The organism is Nocardia gamkensis NBRC 108242 (assembly GCF_001612985.1).
In the GTDB taxonomy this organism is placed as follows: domain Bacteria; phylum Actinomycetota; class Actinomycetes; order Mycobacteriales; family Mycobacteriaceae; genus Nocardia; species Nocardia gamkensis.
The window spans coordinates 17,643-32,550 of the sequence record NZ_BDBM01000024.1 but is presented as its reverse complement, the minus strand read 5'-3'; the positions used below and the strand labels follow the sequence as shown (position 1 = coordinate 32,550).

At 68.0% G+C, this 14,908-nt stretch carries 13 protein-coding genes; 5 read left to right on the top strand and 8 right to left on the bottom strand.

Features of this window, described 5'->3' with window-relative positions; genetic code table 11:
- Positions 1 to 4: 4 nt before the first annotated feature.
- Positions 5 to 1,477, top strand: coding sequence for a type VII secretion-associated serine protease mycosin (gene mycP / locus NG1_RS20550; protein ID WP_084499060.1), 1,473 nt, complete (start codon positions 5 to 7; stop codon positions 1,475 to 1,477).
- 528 nt (positions 1,478 to 2,005) lie between these two features.
- On the opposite strand, the gene eccB is transcribed toward mycP, so the two are convergent.
- A complete protein-coding gene (gene eccB, locus NG1_RS20545) occupies positions 2,006 to 3,388 on the bottom strand; it encodes a type VII secretion protein EccB (RefSeq protein WP_245659973.1) in 1,383 nt (460 codons plus the stop codon).
- Between the two features lie 217 nt (positions 3,389 to 3,605).
- On the opposite strand from eccB, the gene eccE reads away from it, so the two are divergent.
- Together eccE and NG1_RS20535 are read left to right on the top strand one after the other, a co-directional pair.
- Positions 3,606 to 5,249, top strand: coding sequence for a type VII secretion protein EccE (gene eccE / locus NG1_RS20540; RefSeq protein WP_062973171.1), 1,644 nt, complete (start codon positions 3,606 to 3,608; stop codon positions 5,247 to 5,249).
- 138 nt (positions 5,250 to 5,387) lie between these two features.
- Entirely contained in the window at positions 5,388 to 5,639 is a 252-nt protein-coding gene (locus NG1_RS20535; protein WP_062973169.1) for an HMG-box domain-containing protein, read from the top strand.
- 332 nt (positions 5,640 to 5,971) lie between these two features.
- Here NG1_RS20535 and NG1_RS20530 read toward each other — a convergent pair whose 3' ends face one another.
- Positions 5,972 to 6,532 (bottom strand): NADPH-dependent FMN reductase, encoded by a 561-nt coding sequence (locus tag NG1_RS20530; protein WP_062973167.1) that lies wholly within the window; start codon positions 6,530 to 6,532, stop codon positions 5,972 to 5,974.
- Between the two features lie 454 nt (positions 6,533 to 6,986).
- Between NG1_RS20530 and NG1_RS20525 the strand changes: the two genes are divergently transcribed.
- The gene (locus NG1_RS20525; RefSeq protein WP_062973229.1) at positions 6,987 to 7,829 is read left to right on the top strand and encodes an NAD(P)H-binding protein; all 843 of its coding nucleotides are present in this window, start codon (positions 6,987 to 6,989) and stop codon (positions 7,827 to 7,829) included.
- A 200-nt stretch (positions 7,830 to 8,029) separates the two neighbouring features.
- Here the strand turns inward: NG1_RS20525 and NG1_RS20520 are convergent, their stop codons facing one another.
- Positions 8,030 to 8,839: an S-methyl-5'-thioadenosine phosphorylase gene (locus NG1_RS20520; protein WP_062973165.1), complete on the bottom strand. Its 810-nt coding sequence runs from the start codon at positions 8,837 to 8,839 to the stop codon at positions 8,030 to 8,032.
- Positions 8,840 to 9,035: 196 nt separating this feature from the next.
- On the opposite strand from NG1_RS20520, the gene NG1_RS20515 reads away from it, so the two are divergent.
- Complete coding sequence (locus NG1_RS20515; protein ID WP_062973163.1) at positions 9,036 to 9,359, top strand: metal-sensitive transcriptional regulator; 324 nt, start codon at positions 9,036 to 9,038, stop codon at positions 9,357 to 9,359.
- A gap of 5 nt (positions 9,360 to 9,364) precedes the next feature.
- On the opposite strand, the gene NG1_RS20510 is transcribed toward NG1_RS20515, so the two are convergent.
- The 5 genes from NG1_RS20510 to NG1_RS20490 all read right to left on the bottom strand — a co-directional run bounded on the left by NG1_RS20510 (position 9,365) and on the right by NG1_RS20490 (position 14,790).
- Positions 9,365 to 10,300: a TAXI family TRAP transporter solute-binding subunit gene (locus tag NG1_RS20510; RefSeq protein WP_245659972.1), complete on the bottom strand. Its 936-nt coding sequence runs from the start codon at positions 10,298 to 10,300 to the stop codon at positions 9,365 to 9,367.
- Positions 10,297 to 11,718 carry a sensor histidine kinase gene (locus NG1_RS20505; RefSeq protein ID WP_062973160.1) on the bottom strand — a complete coding sequence of 474 codons (1,422 nt, stop codon included), beginning with the start codon at positions 11,716 to 11,718 and terminating at the stop codon, positions 10,297 to 10,299. Before NG1_RS20505 ends, NG1_RS20510 begins: the two co-directional genes overlap by 4 nt.
- A 28-nt stretch (positions 11,719 to 11,746) precedes the next feature.
- Positions 11,747 to 12,406 carry a response regulator transcription factor gene (locus NG1_RS20500; RefSeq protein WP_040864915.1) on the bottom strand — a complete coding sequence of 220 codons (660 nt, stop codon included), beginning with the start codon at positions 12,404 to 12,406 and terminating at the stop codon, positions 11,747 to 11,749.
- A gap of 46 nt (positions 12,407 to 12,452) precedes the next feature.
- Positions 12,453 to 13,829, bottom strand: coding sequence for an MFS transporter (locus NG1_RS20495; protein ID WP_062973158.1), 1,377 nt, complete (start codon positions 13,827 to 13,829; stop codon positions 12,453 to 12,455).
- A 127-nt stretch (positions 13,830 to 13,956) separates the two neighbouring features.
- Positions 13,957 to 14,790: an LLM class F420-dependent oxidoreductase gene (locus tag NG1_RS20490; RefSeq protein WP_062973226.1), complete on the bottom strand. Its 834-nt coding sequence runs from the start codon at positions 14,788 to 14,790 to the stop codon at positions 13,957 to 13,959.
- Positions 14,791 to 14,908: the final 118 nt, after the last annotated feature.

Sequence of the window (14,908 nt, the reverse complement as noted above, 5' to 3'; positions counted from 1 at the left end):
GCCGATGAGTTCGAAACAGCGGCACGACAGTTGTTTCCGGGCGGTTCGGTTAGCGACGGCAGCATGCGTGCTGGCACTCGGCGTCTCCGTCGGGCTCGGCGCACCCGTCGGAATCCCGCATGCACGGGCAGAGAAGCCCACCGTGAGCCCGAATACGCCACCGCCGCCGGGTGAGCCGGCCGCTCCGCCGGACAAGACCGAGCGGGCGTCGAATACTCCATGCGTCAGTACCGGTTCCGGAGGCAACGGGCCCTCGACGCCAGAGGCACAACGCTCCCTCGACCTGGAGCACGCCTGGCGATTCTCCAAGGGCGCAGGCCAACTCGTGGCCGTCATCGACACCGGTGTCGCGCGTCATCCGCGCCTACCAGGATTGATCGCGGGCGGCGACTATGTGAGCAATAGTGACGGAACCGAGGACTGCGATGCGCATGGGACGTTGGTCGCGGGGCTGATAGCGGCGACAGAGGTCGACGGTCAGGGCTTCTCTGGAGTCGCCCCGGAGGCGCGAATCCTCACTATCCGCCAGACCAGCAAGCTCTACCAGAAAGAGGGTGCAAATCGGGACAAAGGGCCCGATGCGCTACCCCAGGGGTACGGCACCACTCGCACCATGGCGTCGGCGATCCGTCGTGCGGCGGACATGGGAGCGAGCGTGATCAATGTATCCGAAGTCGCGTGCAAGCCGACTTCTGAGCCTTTCGAAGACACCGACCTGGGTGCCGCTGTCCGGTATGCCGCCATCGAGAAGGACGTGGTCGTGGTGGTAGCAGCCGGCAACAGCGGCGAGAGCGCCGACGGTTGCAAGGGCTCCAACGCGGTCATCGATCCTCTCGATCCCGCCGGCGACCCATGGGGCAAAGTAGACCTGAACGTGTCCCCGGCCCGTTATGACGACTACGTGCTCGCTGTCGGCTCCATCAACGGGAACGGCCAGCCGTCAACCTTTACAGTGCCCGGGCCATGGCTGGGCGTGGCGGCGCCCGGCGAGAACATCACTTCCCTGGATCCACTGTTCAATGAGCCGAACAGCAAAGGAACCGCGGTCCAAGTCGGCAGCGTGCAGCAATCAGGAAAGCTGGGGCCGATTCAGGGCACCAGCTTTGCCACCCCGTTGGTATCAGGTGTAGCCGCACTGGTGCGAGCACGTTTCCCGGAGCTGAGCGCTCTGGAGGTCATCAAACGCATCCAGGCCACCGCGCACGCCCCTGCAGAAGGGTGGAACCCTTACGTCGGCTACGGCGCTGTCGATCCGATTGCCGCACTGACCGCCGAAGTACCGAAAACGCTCCCACCCAAGCGACCCGCGGCAGCCTCCAGTGTGCAGTTGCAAGTTCCGGCGCCGCCCCCACCGCCCGACCATCGCGCACGAAACGTGGCGCTGATCGGCAGCGGCGGCGTCGCCGGACTACTGGTTCTGGGCATGCTCGCCTCATTCCCGATCCGCCGCCGATTCGGCATCCGGGAGAACGAGTGACCGGCCGGAAACGGTTGTAGCTGTCGCCCAGGGGCTACAACCGCTCGGAATCATGCGGCTCGGTCAGGGGTAAGAATTGGCCTTGACAAACAAGCCCCACGATTTGTTTTCCACCCACTCCCACGGCTCACAGTAATAAGTGACGCCAGGGGCAGTCGAGTCCGCATTTTGCCTCCGATAATCGGCGTTGCGCCTCGCCGCCTCCTTCTCACATGCTTCCGAACTGTGGTACTTGACAAGCGGATCCGCGTACACAGGCCCCGCATTGAACGCACAGACTCCCCCGATTACGGCAATCGATGCAGCAAGCGATGCCAGCGCCGAAACCTTACTATTCATGCGAACCCCTTTCCTGATCCACCGTTCAGCAGTTGCTGCACGGCAACGTGGCGACGAACCTTGGAAACAAAACTCGATCCGTCACAAGGGTTGGATGTCGGTTGGAGGAGTTCGGTTCCCGCCGAGCAGAAGTCCGACAAGTGATCTACGTCATGGCCATGAGCCAGGCGTCAGACATCGGCCACGGAATTATTTCGCCGAGGCCACCGGCTGCTTAGCGGGTGAGGAGTCCGGAGCGACACCGTCATGGGCGACCATAGCGCCCTCACGGCTGAGGGTGGGGCCGCTCGCGAGCAGCCCGACAATCGGCCAGGGCGCGGGTTCGGGCGTCACGCTCGATTCCTTGTCCATACCGAGCGCCTTCACGGCGTCGTTGTCCTTGATGCCGAAGCGGACGCCGGTGTCGGCGATGTAGAACATGCTGTCCTTGCGGCGGCTGTCCGGTTCGATGCCCGTGGTCTGGACGAACGCGCCCGAACCAGGCTTGAAGTACACCGAGTCGACGTTGTCGCCCCTGCCGTCCGCCTGGGCGAGCGGAACCAGTCTGGCGCTGCTCGACATCGGCAGGTCGCTGCCGTCGATGATGGCGAGTTCCGCACGCAAGGCGACGTCGGCATTGCCCGCGAATCCCGGAATGGGCTTCCAGGACAAGCAGCTCACCGGTCGCGCTTTGGGCTCGATGATGGTCGGCGCGACCGCGGGATAGGAGTCGACCTTCAACGCATGTGAGACCGGCGCATGCTTCGCCTCGAAGTCACCGATGGCGGTGCCGTGATCCGGGTTGCGCTGCGAGCTGCGGATGACCTCAGCGGTGAATGCGCTGATGGGCTGCAGGCCGTCATGCAGGACGACGGAGTTCTCATTCGACTTGCCGGTCACCTGGACGACCGTGCCGATGCGCAGACCGTTGAGCGAGTAGGACGGCTGCCCGCCCGGATCATCGATCTTCGGTGGCACGATCGCATCGACCTCGGGAATCGCGTTCAACAGACCCTCACTGATCGGGCGCGGCGTCATGCCACGAATCCCCAACGGACCGGCGACAGTCGGGTCGTTGATATCCACACGGGCGCGCGTCTTGTTCCAGATCAGGTAAGTCGCATCCTTGCCCTTCACCAGCAACGCCTTGTCCGCACCGATTTCCGACGCTTTGTCACCGAGTTCGAGGTCGCCGATCAGCACGGAGGTACTGCGGTCCTCGGTGCCGTCGGTCTTCAGCGAGTCACACACCGTCCAGGCCCGCCCCTTGCCTTCCTTGTCGAAGCGCAGCGAGCCGGGAGCGCCTGGGATGCCGATCAATTGGCCGCGGGGTTTCTTGCCGAGCTCGGACTCCTTCACGGTGGCGGGCTTGGCCGCCTCGCCCGCGGCCAGGCGGGCCGAGGCGAGGTTGAGGGCCGGGTGCACCACGTCGTCGATCACCACGTAGACGGCGCCGGAGTCCTTGCCGATCAGGATCTTGTTGTCGTCGCCGATCTTGCCCTGGGGACGAAGCAACGCGAGCACGCCGCAGCCCGCCAGGACGACACACGCCAGGATCAGTCCCGCCGCGTACGCGCGGGACTGGGATCGCATGGGGTCGTGCAGCATTCGCACGTCCCGGCGCACCAAGGCGTCATCCGCCGGACCAGAAAGCGGTAGCCGCTCACCTGCCAGCGCGTGGTGGGTTTTGAAGGCATTATTCCTCCCCCGAACAGTGCTCACGTTCGCGGAACACAGTACAGTTCCCGAGGACTCTTGTTCAGCGCGGCCACAGCGAACCGGCCGATATCGGGTACTTTGGGGGACGAGGATGGCGGAACCGGCAGGCGCGGGACCACGACCGCTTCTCGGGCGCGTCTCGATGCAGAACCTGCTGATCGCGCAGATCATCGGGCTGATCACCGGAGTCGTCGCGCTGTTCGCCGGGCTGCCCGGCCTTCCCGCGTTCGCCGTGGCGGTCGTCGTCGCGTTGATCCCGCTGGTTCCCGTCGCCAAACGCACCCTGCTGGACTGGATCGGTACGTATTGGCGCTATCTCACCCATCGTGACTACGAGCTCGGCGACACCGTCGACTTCCGCGGCACGGACGGACGTTCGCTCGGCCTGTACTGGGACGGCAGCCGCGTGGTGACGGTGGTCGAGGTGCTGCCCCCGCCCGGCGGGCTGACCAGGATCGCCCGCACCACGGTGCACGCCTCGCACCTGCTTCCGCTCGCCGAGTTGGCGAAATGCCTGAACCAGCACGACATCCTGCTCAGCGGCATCGACATCATCAGCCACGGGCACCGCAGCCGTTCCGGCACACCCGCGGGCAAGATCTACGAATCGCTGCTCGGCCCGCTGCCCGCCACCGCCCACCGCACGGTGTGGCTCGCGATCGGTTTCGACGCGGTGGCCTGCCCGGAGGCCGCGGACCGGCGCGGCGGCGGAGCGGAAGGCGCCTCGCGCGCGGTCACCATCGCCACCCAGCGGATCATGCGCACACTCGAGGACGCCGACTGCAACGCCCGCATCCTGACGGCGCCCGAGATTCGCAAAGCGGTCCTGCAGATCACCGGTGGCTACGACCCGCGCACGCTCGAACACCGCTGGCGCTATGCCGAAATCGGCAACAACGTGAACATCGGCAGCGCCGTGGATCCCAAGCGGCTCGCATCCGATCTGCTCGCCCAGCTGTGGGTGGCTCCCTCGCGCGGAACGACGGTGGCGGTGCGGCTGCGCCCCGGCAGTTCGGCCGAATCGGTGAGCATCGGCGCCGCATGGCGGCTGACCGCGCGGGAGCTGCCGGAGCGGTCCGAGCTGCCGGGCATGATCTCGATGAACGGACGCCACCGCGACGGGCTGCTGGCCCATCTGCCGCTCGCGGTTCCCGGTGTGGACGACACCGTCCCGATGGTCGAGCACCTGATCGACATCGTCGACGATCTGCACCTGCCCTCCTCCGGCTGCGGCCAGCTGATCGGGTCGGACGACGAGGGAAACGGTGTGGCGGTCCGCATCGTCGGCGCGGGCATCTCGACGGTGTACGTCGCGGGCGAGCTGTATCTGGCGCAGCAGTTGGTGTTCCGCGCGCTCGCGGTCGGCGAACGGATCCTGATCCGCACCGATCGGGCGCGGGCATGGGAGAACCTGGTCACCACGATCGGCAATCCGGAGCGACTGACCATCGCGGCCGAAACACACCAGTCCGACGCGGGATTCACCGCCACGGTGGTGGACGGGGTGCTCGCGCCCGCCCCGCACGCGGGCGTCACCACCATCTATGTCACGGGTGATCCGACGGGCTGGCCCGCCAGCCGTCCCGACTTGGCCATCCACCAGCCCGGCGCGATCGGCAACCATGTGGTGCTGCGCACCGGCACCGCGCAGGTCGACCTGACCCTGGTGTCCATTCCCAGCGAAGCCACCTATATCGGCCAGCCGCGCGGCCGTCGGGCAATGCAACCGCAGTAGACCGCGTGCCCGGAACAATTCGACGCCGACTCACCCGGTGGCGACATTCGTTTGACGCTCCCAAATCGGAAAGCTAATGTCTGGCAAGGCGGCTCGAGATCGGGCCGTCCTGGTTGGGAGTTCCAGGAGGGGAAATTCATGAGGGTATCGGCCTGTGTCTTCACGTCGTTGCTGACCGCCGGCATCGCTTCGGCTGTGCTGAATCCGGGCGTCGCGAACGCGCTGCCGTCCGGCTGTCACACCGGAGGTTTCGGGGTCAGCTGCACGACCAAGAAGGACTGCGAATCGGCGCGCTCGGAGCTCAAAAAGCAGCATCCGTCGATCAGTCGCTGCTATTCCCAGCAGCCGGACAAGGAAAAATTCAAGTACGTTTGGTCGGCGAACTGGTAATCGTCGGCTCACATTGCGACAAACGATCCACGCCGGAAGTTTCACCTGCGCGTGATCCACCGAAGTCGTTCCGCCGGTCGAGGTGCGCCGAGCAACGAAAATATCCGCCGGCGACGATCTTCAGTCGTAAATGTGAATGAAGTGGTATTGCGGACTCGTCCGCGCTTTCTCTGACGAGTGTCCGGACAGACCATGCCTGCCGATCACGCCGATCCGGATATCCACAGACTCGGCGTGATCGGCAACCAGCTACGCACCGGCACGGTGCAGGCCGACCTGGCGCTGGTATCGGTTTCCGACGAGCCGACCACATCGGCCGAGCCTGGTAGCGGTCAACCGGGATACGGGTCAACAGCGCGGGCAGATCGCAAAGTGCTTGCCCACCAGCTCAATTGGTGCAACATTCGTTCCGCCGCGTCGATGGCGGCGCCGTCACGAGTGTCGCCCGTTTCATCGAACGACTTCTTGGCCTGGTGGAAGCTGACCGTCTCGCGCACCGACACCATGTGGATTTCGGCGACGACCTGGCGTAGTTGCTCTACCGCACGCAGCCCACCGGAAAGTCCGCCGTAGGAGACGAAAGCGATCGGTTTCGCGCGCCACTCGTGCTTCGCGGTGTCGAAGGCCGTCTTCAGCGACGCCGGGTAGCCGTGGTTGTACTCGGAGGTGACGACGACGAAAGCGTCGGCCTGCCGCAGACGCGCGCGATAGGCCACGGTCTCGTCGTTCTCGGTGAGTTCCACCGGCAACGGTGTGTGCGCGAGATCGATGACACCGGTGTCGAATTCGGGATGCGCGCGCACCGTACGCAGGAACCAGTCCGCGACCACCGGCGCGAACCGCTCCGGACGCACACTGGCCACGATGACCTCGAGCCGTAACGGAGTATCCACCGCGCGAGCCTAACTCGGGACCTGTCGACCGCCGGGCACCGCCGCGCTCGGAACACCCCGCGAGCCGGGCTTGCCACCGTTGTCGGGCCACCACTGAGTACCGATACGCAAGTCGCAATTCGCCCGGCACGGACGTACCCAGAAGACTTGCCGCGAACCAGCTTCCCGTCAGTGGCGAATTTCCGGTCCCCAATACAGCAGATACGCTTTGGCCGGTCAGACCCCTACCCTTCGCGCGACTGTAGACATCCCGAACGAGCACAGCGTTGAGCAGGCTGAAGGCGACTACTCAACTGGACCAGCGAGCGATCGATCCCGCGTATATCCCTCGCGCAACGACGTCGGCCCCGCCAAGTCCATCGAGCCGAGCATGGCCCGTTCGCGGCCCGGCTCGAAATATGCGGGCCGCGGAACACTGTGCACCGCCGAACTGGAAGACGAAGACGGAGACGAAATGATCCTGGTGACCGGCGCCACCGGCAATGTCGGCGCGGAACTGGTGCGGACCCTCACCGGATGGGGCGAGCAGGTGCGAGCACTGGTGCGCGACCCCGCCAAGGCGACGCTCCCGCCGGGCGCCGAGGCCGTCACCGGCGATCTGAATCGCCCGGAGACGCTGGCCGACGCACTGGACGGCGTGAACGGAATGTTCCTGCTCCCCGGCTACGACAACCTGCCGGATCTGCTGGAACGCGCGAACAAGGCCGGGGTGCGCCGGGTCGCGCTGCTCTCCGGCGGTTCGGCCGCGCTGCGCGACATGGCCAACGCCGTATCCCGCTACATGACCCTGTCCGAGGACGCGGTGCGCGCCTCCGAACTGAGCTGGACCTTGCTGCGCCCGCGGTCGTTCATGTCGAACGCGCTGCGCTGGTTGCCGCAACTCGCCGCGGGCGACGTCGTCCGCGTGCAGTTTCCCCGAGTCCGGGTCGGCGCGATCGACCCGGCCGACATCGCGGCGGTCGCGGCCGCGGCGCTCACACGAGACGAACTCTCCGGGCAGGTGCTCGAGCTCACCGGCCCGCAGGCACTGCGACCGGCGGAACAGGTCGCTGTGCTCGCCGCAGTGCTGAACCGGCCGCTCGTGGCACACGAACTCGTCGACGCGGAGACCGAGGCCGAACTGGCCGCCACCATGCCGAGGGAGTACGTCGACGCGTTCCTCAGCTTCTTCGTCGAGGGCACGCTGGACGAGGCGACGCTCTACCCGACCGTCGAGCAGGTGACCGGCCGATCGCCGCGCACCTTCGAACAGTGGGCGAGCGCTCACGTCGAGGCGTTCGCGCCGACACCGAGCTGAGCGACCGCACCCGACCATCCGAGTGATGCCGGATCACGCGGACTCGGAGCGTCCTGCCCGGCGCCACCGTGACCCCGAGACCCAGGTCCTTCCGTGTCCGCGACGAGATGCCGAACGTGTCACCGATGCGGTAACGGCTGGTCATCACCAGCGCAGGCGCCCGCTCAGGCCGCGTCCTGGTGACCAGCACCGCATCGGACTCAGGGCAGTTCGAACGGCAGCGACACTCCCGCGTGGACGCGGCAGCGGTCACACGTGTCGGTGCCGTCCACCCCGGCCACCGCGCGGCGAATGAGTTCTTTGAAGGGCGCGAGGTTGCGTTTGAACTCGGCGAAGACATCGACGGCGTGCACTCCCTCGCCCTCCTCCAGACCGGCGTCCAGATCGGTCACGAGAGCGACGGCGGCGTAGCACATTTCGAGTTCGCGGGCGAGCACCGCCTCCGGATGACCGGTCATATTCACCAGGTCCCAGCCCTGCGCGGCGAACCACCGGCTCTCGGCGCGGGTGGAGAAGCGCGGTCCCTCGACCACGACCATCGTGCCCGCGTGCATCATGTGCAGCGCGTCGGACTCGGCCTTGATGGCGGCGGCACGCAACTCCTCGCAGTACGGATCGGCGAAGGACACGTGAATGCCGCCACCCTCGAAGTAGGTCTGCGGACGGCCGGAGGTCCGGTCGACCAGCTGATCCGGCACCGCGACCGTGCCGGGGCCCCAGTCCGCCCGCAGGCTGCCCACCGCGCAGGGCGCGAAGATGCGGCGCACGCCCAGCGAGCGCAGGGCCCACAGATTGGCCCGGTAGGGCAGGGTATGCGGCGCGAATTCGTGGTTCTTGCCGTGTCGCGGCAGGAACGCCACCGGCCTGCCCTCCACCTCTCCGACGGCGATCCCCGCGCTCGGGGCGCCATAGGGAGTCTCGACCTCGATGGTGGTCGCCTCGTTGTCGAAGAAATCGTAGAAGCCGCTGCCGCCGATGACGGCGAGGGCGGGCCGGGGGTGCGAACTCATACCCCGATTGTCTCGTCCCGCGACGGCCGTCGCGCGGCGGGCTGCGCGTTACCCTGCTTCCGGGGCGGCTCGTCGACTGTTGCGGCCGCCGCCGGGTGGTCGTCAGCGGGTCCGACCTGACAAGACGGCCCGACAACTGTACCCTAGGGGGGTATTGATCCGGTTCCGGCGACCGGCAGGCAGCGAGGAGACATCGGTGGCAGATTCCCCCCACGACCACACGGCGGCCGAGCACGCCGGGCACGGCTATATCACCGCCAAGGACGACTACCTCAAGCGGCTGCGGCGCATCGAGGGCCAAGCGCGCGGTCTACAGCGGATGGTCGAGGAGGAGAAGTACTGCATCGACATCCTCACCCAGGTCTCCGCGATGACGAAAGCCCTGCAGGCGGTAGCGATGGGCCTGCTGGAGGACCACATCAGCCACTGCGTGGTCGACGCGGCCGTCGCGGGTGGCCCGGAGGCCGAAGCCAAGATCAAGGAGGCCACCGACGCCATCGCCCGCCTGGTCCGGTCCTGACGTCGCTAGCCGTGCCAGCGGCGGTAGACCGCGGCCGCGCCGGGATGTAGCGGAATCGAGCCGGTGCTGATCAGCGAGCGCCCGTCGAGGAACTGGGTGCCCGCCGCTTCGGTGGGCACCAGCGCGTCGGCGTGCCATACCAGCAGTTCGACGATCGATGCGGCCACTTCCTCTGGCATGGCGGGGGCGGCGAGCAAGAGATTGGCCACCCCGATGGTGTGCACCGAGACGCCGCCCGGATACGCGTCCGCGGGGATCGCGACCCGGTCGTACACCGGCCCGAACAGCTCTCGCATCGGCGCGGCCAATTCGCCCATGTCCACCAGCCGCATCCGGCTCGGCACCGCGAGCAGCCTGGTCGGGACGCCGCCCGCCCACAACAGCGCATCGGCCTCGCCCGCGGTCAGGGCGGCCACCGCCTCCGCCAAGGGGCGGTGCGAAATCGCCACGTCGGCATGCGGGTCCAGCCCCGCGACGCGCAGGATCCGCTCGCCGGTCAGGGCCGCGCCCGACCCTTCCGCACCCAGGCTCACCCGGGTTCCGCGCAGATCCGCGACCGAGCCGATCGTGCTGTCCGAGCGCACGACCAACTGCAGGTAGTTCTCATAGACCCGCCCCAGCGCACACACCCGATCGGCGTCGTCTCGCAGCGAGTCCGCGAGCGCCAGCGCGGCATCGACCTCGCCGCGCGCCAGCAAAGCCAGATTGGCCTGCGAGCCCGAGGTGGCGACCCGCTCGATCCGCACGTCTCCGAGGTTCTCGGCGGCCAGGCCGAGCAACCCCGCGAAGGCGTGATAGAAGCCGCCGACCTCGCCCGAGGCCAGCCACACCGTGGCTTCCCCGCCCCTCGGAGCGCAGCCTGCGACACCCGCGGCGACAGCCAACGCGAGGAAGCCGCGCCGATCGATGCCGCGCCGGCGGATCGGCTCGCGGCCGGTCACCGGGCCTCCGCCGCGGGCAATCGCACACTCACCGCGAGACCGTGCGGACGCGTCGCGACGACGGTGAGAACGCCACCGCGCGCCTGCGCCAACGCCGCGGCGATCGGCAGGCCCAGCCCCGAGCCACCGCTCCCCGCGGACGAACCACGGAAGAAACGCGTGGTCAGCTTGTCTATCTCGTCGGGGGGAACACCGATGCCGTCGTCGCGGACGGTCACGGTGACCCAGCCCGGCTCCGTCGCGACGACGAGATCGACGTGCGCGCCCGCCCCCGCGTAGCGCGTGGCATTGCTCAGCGGTACGTCGAGCATCTGCGCGAGCACGTCGGCGGGGACCGCGACGTCGGCGCGCTCGGTCATGGGCGGCACCCGCAGTCGCTGGCCGGCCGCCTCGAACGCCGAGCACCAGGCGTCGAATCGGTCGGCCGCCACCTGCACGGCGTCGCATTGGTCGTCGCCCTCGGCGGTGTGCGTCATGTCGAAGGCCGCGGGTGTCTCGGCGACGGCCAAGCTGAGCAGGCCGTCGAGCAGCGCGGTGAGCCGGTCGACCTCGGCGCCCGCGCCGCGGAAGGTGCTCGCCGCGCCGGCCGGGATCGCGGGCTCCAGGGAATCCAGGCGGATGGTCAGGGCGGCCAGCGGGTTGCGCATCGCGTGTGCGGTGTCGGCGACCAGTTGGCGCTGCGCGTCCGCCGAATCGGCGACCGCCAGAGCCATCGCGTCGAAGGACTCCACCAGCGCGCGCATCTCGGGCGGCCCGCCGTAGCGGCCCGCGATCGACACCGGAGCGATCGTCCCCGCGCGCGGCTTGGGCAGCGTCGCGGTCAATTCCGCCACACCCTGCGACAGCGCCGCCAGCGGCCGCAGCACCCAGCGGCCGATCGTCACCGCCAACAGCACGAACAGCGCCATCGCGACGACGCCGCCGAGCACGATCACCGCCCAGGCCCGCGCGATATCACCGCGGGCGCGCGCCGTCGACGCCTCGATCACCACGGCGCCGTTCACCTGCACACCGGTGCCGACAGGCCGCGCGACGAGCATGGTAGGCGCACCCCACGGTGTCAGCTTGTCCGCCGCGTGCGGGCGCTGGTTGCGACGGGCGGCCGCCACCGCCGCTTCGACGTCGCGATCGTTCACGTCTGCGCCCGCGTTCACCGTCGTCGCACCCCTGGCGTCGACCACCAGCACGTTCTCGCCGTACAGCTCGTGGTAGCGCAGTACCTCGTCGGCCAGCGCGCGGCTGTCTCCGGCGGTGACCGCGTTGTCGGCCAGAGTGGCGAAGCGGTCGGCGTCCCCGGACCGGGCCAGCACCAGCTGCTGGGTGCGGCTGGTGGCGACGGTCAGCGACAGCGGCACCGCGAACGCCAGCACCGCGATGGCCGCGAACAACGTCAGCGCGACGAGCAAGCGACGCCGCATGGCATACCTCCGGCCCGCCGGACCGCGCTCACTGTCCCCACCGATACCCGTATCCGCGGATGGTGGTGATCAGACCGGGCCGGTTGAGCTTCGCCCGCAGACCGGTCATGTGCACATCCAGGGAACGCGAGACCGCGACGAAGGCGTCACCCCAGATGCGATCCATCAACTGCTGGCGACTCACAGCGGCCCCCGGCCGTTCCACCAGCGCCTCGACCAACTCGAACTCCTTCTGGGTCAACGGCACCGGCGCACCGGCGACCTCCACCACGCGGGCCCCCAGATCCACCCGCACGTCACCGGTGACGACCACCGATTGCGCCTGCCGCGCCGCGGCCGCCGCCCGCCTGGTGACCGTCTCCAGCCGCGCGACGAGTTCCGCGATCCGCGGCGGCTTGACCAGATAGTCGTCCGCGCCGCCGCGCAGGCCGCGCACGATCGAACGTTCGTCGCTGCGCGCGGTGAGGATCAGCACCGGAACCGAACTCACTTCGCGCAGTCTGCGCAACACCTGCAGACCGTCGCCGTCGGGCAGTCCGAGGTCGAGGACCACGGCGTCGAAGTCGCGGTGCGCGACCAGCAGATCCGCTCCGCGACGCATGCGTTCTGCGCGGTAACCGCGGGCGTTCAAGGCCTCGACCAGCGCGTCTCCCACGCCGTCGTCGTCCTCGACCACCGCAAGCCGCACGCGCCGATCCTCCCACAGCGGGGGGACCGGCGCGTGTGCCGGACGGTCAGTCACGCACGGTGGCCATCCGCCGTCCCGGCTCGGCCACCGCGGCGCCGGTGGGCTCGCTGTCGATCTGCGACGAGGCCGAGGTCTCCCGCATGAAGTAGTAGGTGAGCAGCGAGATGGCGATGCAGCCGGCGACGTACCAGAAGTACAGCGACTCGTGGCCGCCCTTCTTCAGCGCGAGCGCGATCGTCTCCGCGGTGCCGCCGAAGATGGCGACGGTGAGGGCATAGGGAAGCCCGACACCGAGCGCGCGGATCTTCGTCGGGAAGAGTTCCGCCTTCACGATCGCGTTGATCGAGGTGTATCCCGTGATGATCAGCAGGGCGACCATCATCAGGCCCCACGCGGCGACCGGATTGGTGGTGTGCGCGAGCACCGTCATGATCGGCACGGTGAGCAGTGTGCCCGCCACGCCGAAGAAGATCAGCAGTTTGCGCCTGCCCACCCGGTCCGACAGCGCGCCCGCGAGCGGTTGCAGGACCACGAAGACCAGCAGCGCGATGAAGTTGATCCACGCCACCGTCGATTTGGAGATGCCGGAGGTATTGATCATGAACTTCTGCATGTAGGTCGTGTACGTGTAGAACGCGACCGTTCCGCCCAGCGTCAACCCGACCACCAGCAGACACTCGCGGGGGTATTGCAACAGGATCCGCAGCGAACCACGCGACTGCCCCGCTTCGGCGGCCGTCGCCTTCTTCCGCGACGCCTGCCCGGATTCGGCGCGGAACTGCTCGGACTCGTCCATGCCGCGCCGCAGCCACATCACGATCAGCGCACCGGCGGCGCCGATCACAAACGGAATCCGCCAACCCCAGGCGTTCATCCGGTCGGCGTCGAGGAATTGTTGCAGCACGATCTGCACCCCGAGCGCGACGAGCTGGCCCGCCACCAGGGTCACGTACTGGAAACTCGAGTAGAACCCGCGCCTGCCCGCCGAGGCCACCTCGGACAGATATGTCGCGCTGGTGGCGTATTCTCCGCCGACCGACAGACCTTGCAGGAGCCGGGCGACCAGCAGCAGGGCCGGAGCGGCCACACCGATGGTCTGGTAGCCGGGTGTCACCGCGATCAGCAGAGAACCCGCCGCCATCACGGTCACCGACAGGGTCAGCGCCGAACGACGGCCGAACCGGTCGGCGTACCGGCCCAGTGCCCAACCGCCGATCGGACGCATCAGGAAGCCGACCGCGAACACGGCGGCGGTGGACAACAGCTGCGCCGTCGGATCGTCCTTGGGGAAGAACGTCTTCGCGAAGTACACGCTGAATGCGGCGTAGACATACCAGTCGTACCACTCGACCAGGTTTCCGATGGATCCGCGTAGCACGTTCGCGACCACCCGGCGCTCACTCACGGGCTGTGTCGTAGTCACAAGATCTCCTCCTCCGACGCCTCATCACGTCGTCGCAGATCAGTGTGGCGACAGTCACAAGCTCGCGGAATGGCTCTCGATGCTTCCTAACAGTCCCTTAGGACGATCGCCGGAGACGAGCCGATGCTCAGGCTTTCGCGGTCAGCAGCGGGGCGAGGGTGCGCAGCGCGGGGAGGTGGTTGTCGCCGAGGATCTGCACCGCGACATGGTCGGCACCGGCGTCGAGGTGCTCCGACAGCCGGGCGGCGATCCGCTCCGGCGTGCCGTACGCGATGACGGCGTCGAACACGCGATCGCCGGGCGGGACGGAGAGGTCGGCGTCGGTGAAGCCGAACCGGCGCAGGTTCGACGCGTAGTTGGTCAGGCCCAGGTAGAACCCGACGGTCTCGTCGGCGACGGCGTGCGCGGCTCGGGTGTCGTCGGTCAGCACCACCTTGTGCTCGGTGGCCAGCAGCGTGTCCGGGCCGACGATCTCGCGAGCCTTCGCGGTGTGCGCCGCGGGTACGAAGTACGGCAGCGGCCCCGCGGACCGCTCGGCGGCCAGCTTGAGCACCCGCGGGCCGAGTGCGGCCACCGCGCGCCGTTCGGCGGGCACACCGGCGGCGTCGAGGTCGTCCAGGTATTCGACCAGCGCGTCGTACGGCTTGCGGTACTCGCCGGTGTGCTCGGGGTGTCCCGCACCGATGCCGAGCAGGAACCGGCCGGGGAAGCGTGCCTCGATCCGGTGGAACGAGTCGGCCGCCTCCTTCGCGGGCGACGCCCAGATGTTCACGATGCTGGTGGCCACGGTGATCGTTTCGGTCGCCTCCAGCAACGGTTCGACGGTTGCCAGATCCGCGGGCGGCGAGGCCCCCAGCCACAGCGCGCCGTAGCCCAGCTGCTCCAATTCCCGTGCGTCCTCCGGGCCGAACCCGTTGAACGCCCGCCACACTCCGAACCGTCCGAGACTGTCGAATGCCATGTCCCGAGCCAACACGTGCCCGGAGGCGGCTATTCCGTGCCGGCGGATCTCGCGGTCGCGCATCCGTCGGGCTTGATGCTCTCCCGCTTCAGGAGGGCTACTGTGGCTATTGCACAGC

Excerpts from the sequence above, each read along its gene's own strand:
- mycP (WP_084499060.1), top strand. The coding sequence starts at position 5 with ATGAGTTCGAAACAGCGGCACGACAGTTGTTTCCGGGCGGTTCGGTTA.
- eccB (WP_245659973.1), bottom strand. The coding sequence starts at position 3,388 with ATGCGATCCCAGTCCCGCGCGTACGCGGCGGGACTGATCCTGGCGTGT.
- eccE (WP_062973171.1), top strand. The coding sequence starts at position 3,606 with ATGGCGGAACCGGCAGGCGCGGGACCACGACCGCTTCTCGGGCGCGTC.
- NG1_RS20535 (WP_062973169.1), top strand. The coding sequence starts at position 5,388 with ATGAGGGTATCGGCCTGTGTCTTCACGTCGTTGCTGACCGCCGGCATC.
- NG1_RS20525 (WP_062973229.1), top strand. The coding sequence starts at position 6,987 with ATGATCCTGGTGACCGGCGCCACCGGCAATGTCGGCGCGGAACTGGTG.
- NG1_RS20520 (WP_062973165.1), bottom strand. The coding sequence starts at position 8,839 with ATGAGTTCGCACCCCCGGCCCGCCCTCGCCGTCATCGGCGGCAGCGGC.
- NG1_RS20505 (WP_062973160.1), bottom strand. The coding sequence starts at position 11,718 with ATGCGGCGTCGCTTGCTCGTCGCGCTGACGTTGTTCGCGGCCATCGCG.
- NG1_RS20490 (WP_062973226.1), bottom strand. The coding sequence starts at position 14,790 with ATGGCATTCGACAGTCTCGGACGGTTCGGAGTGTGGCGGGCGTTCAAC.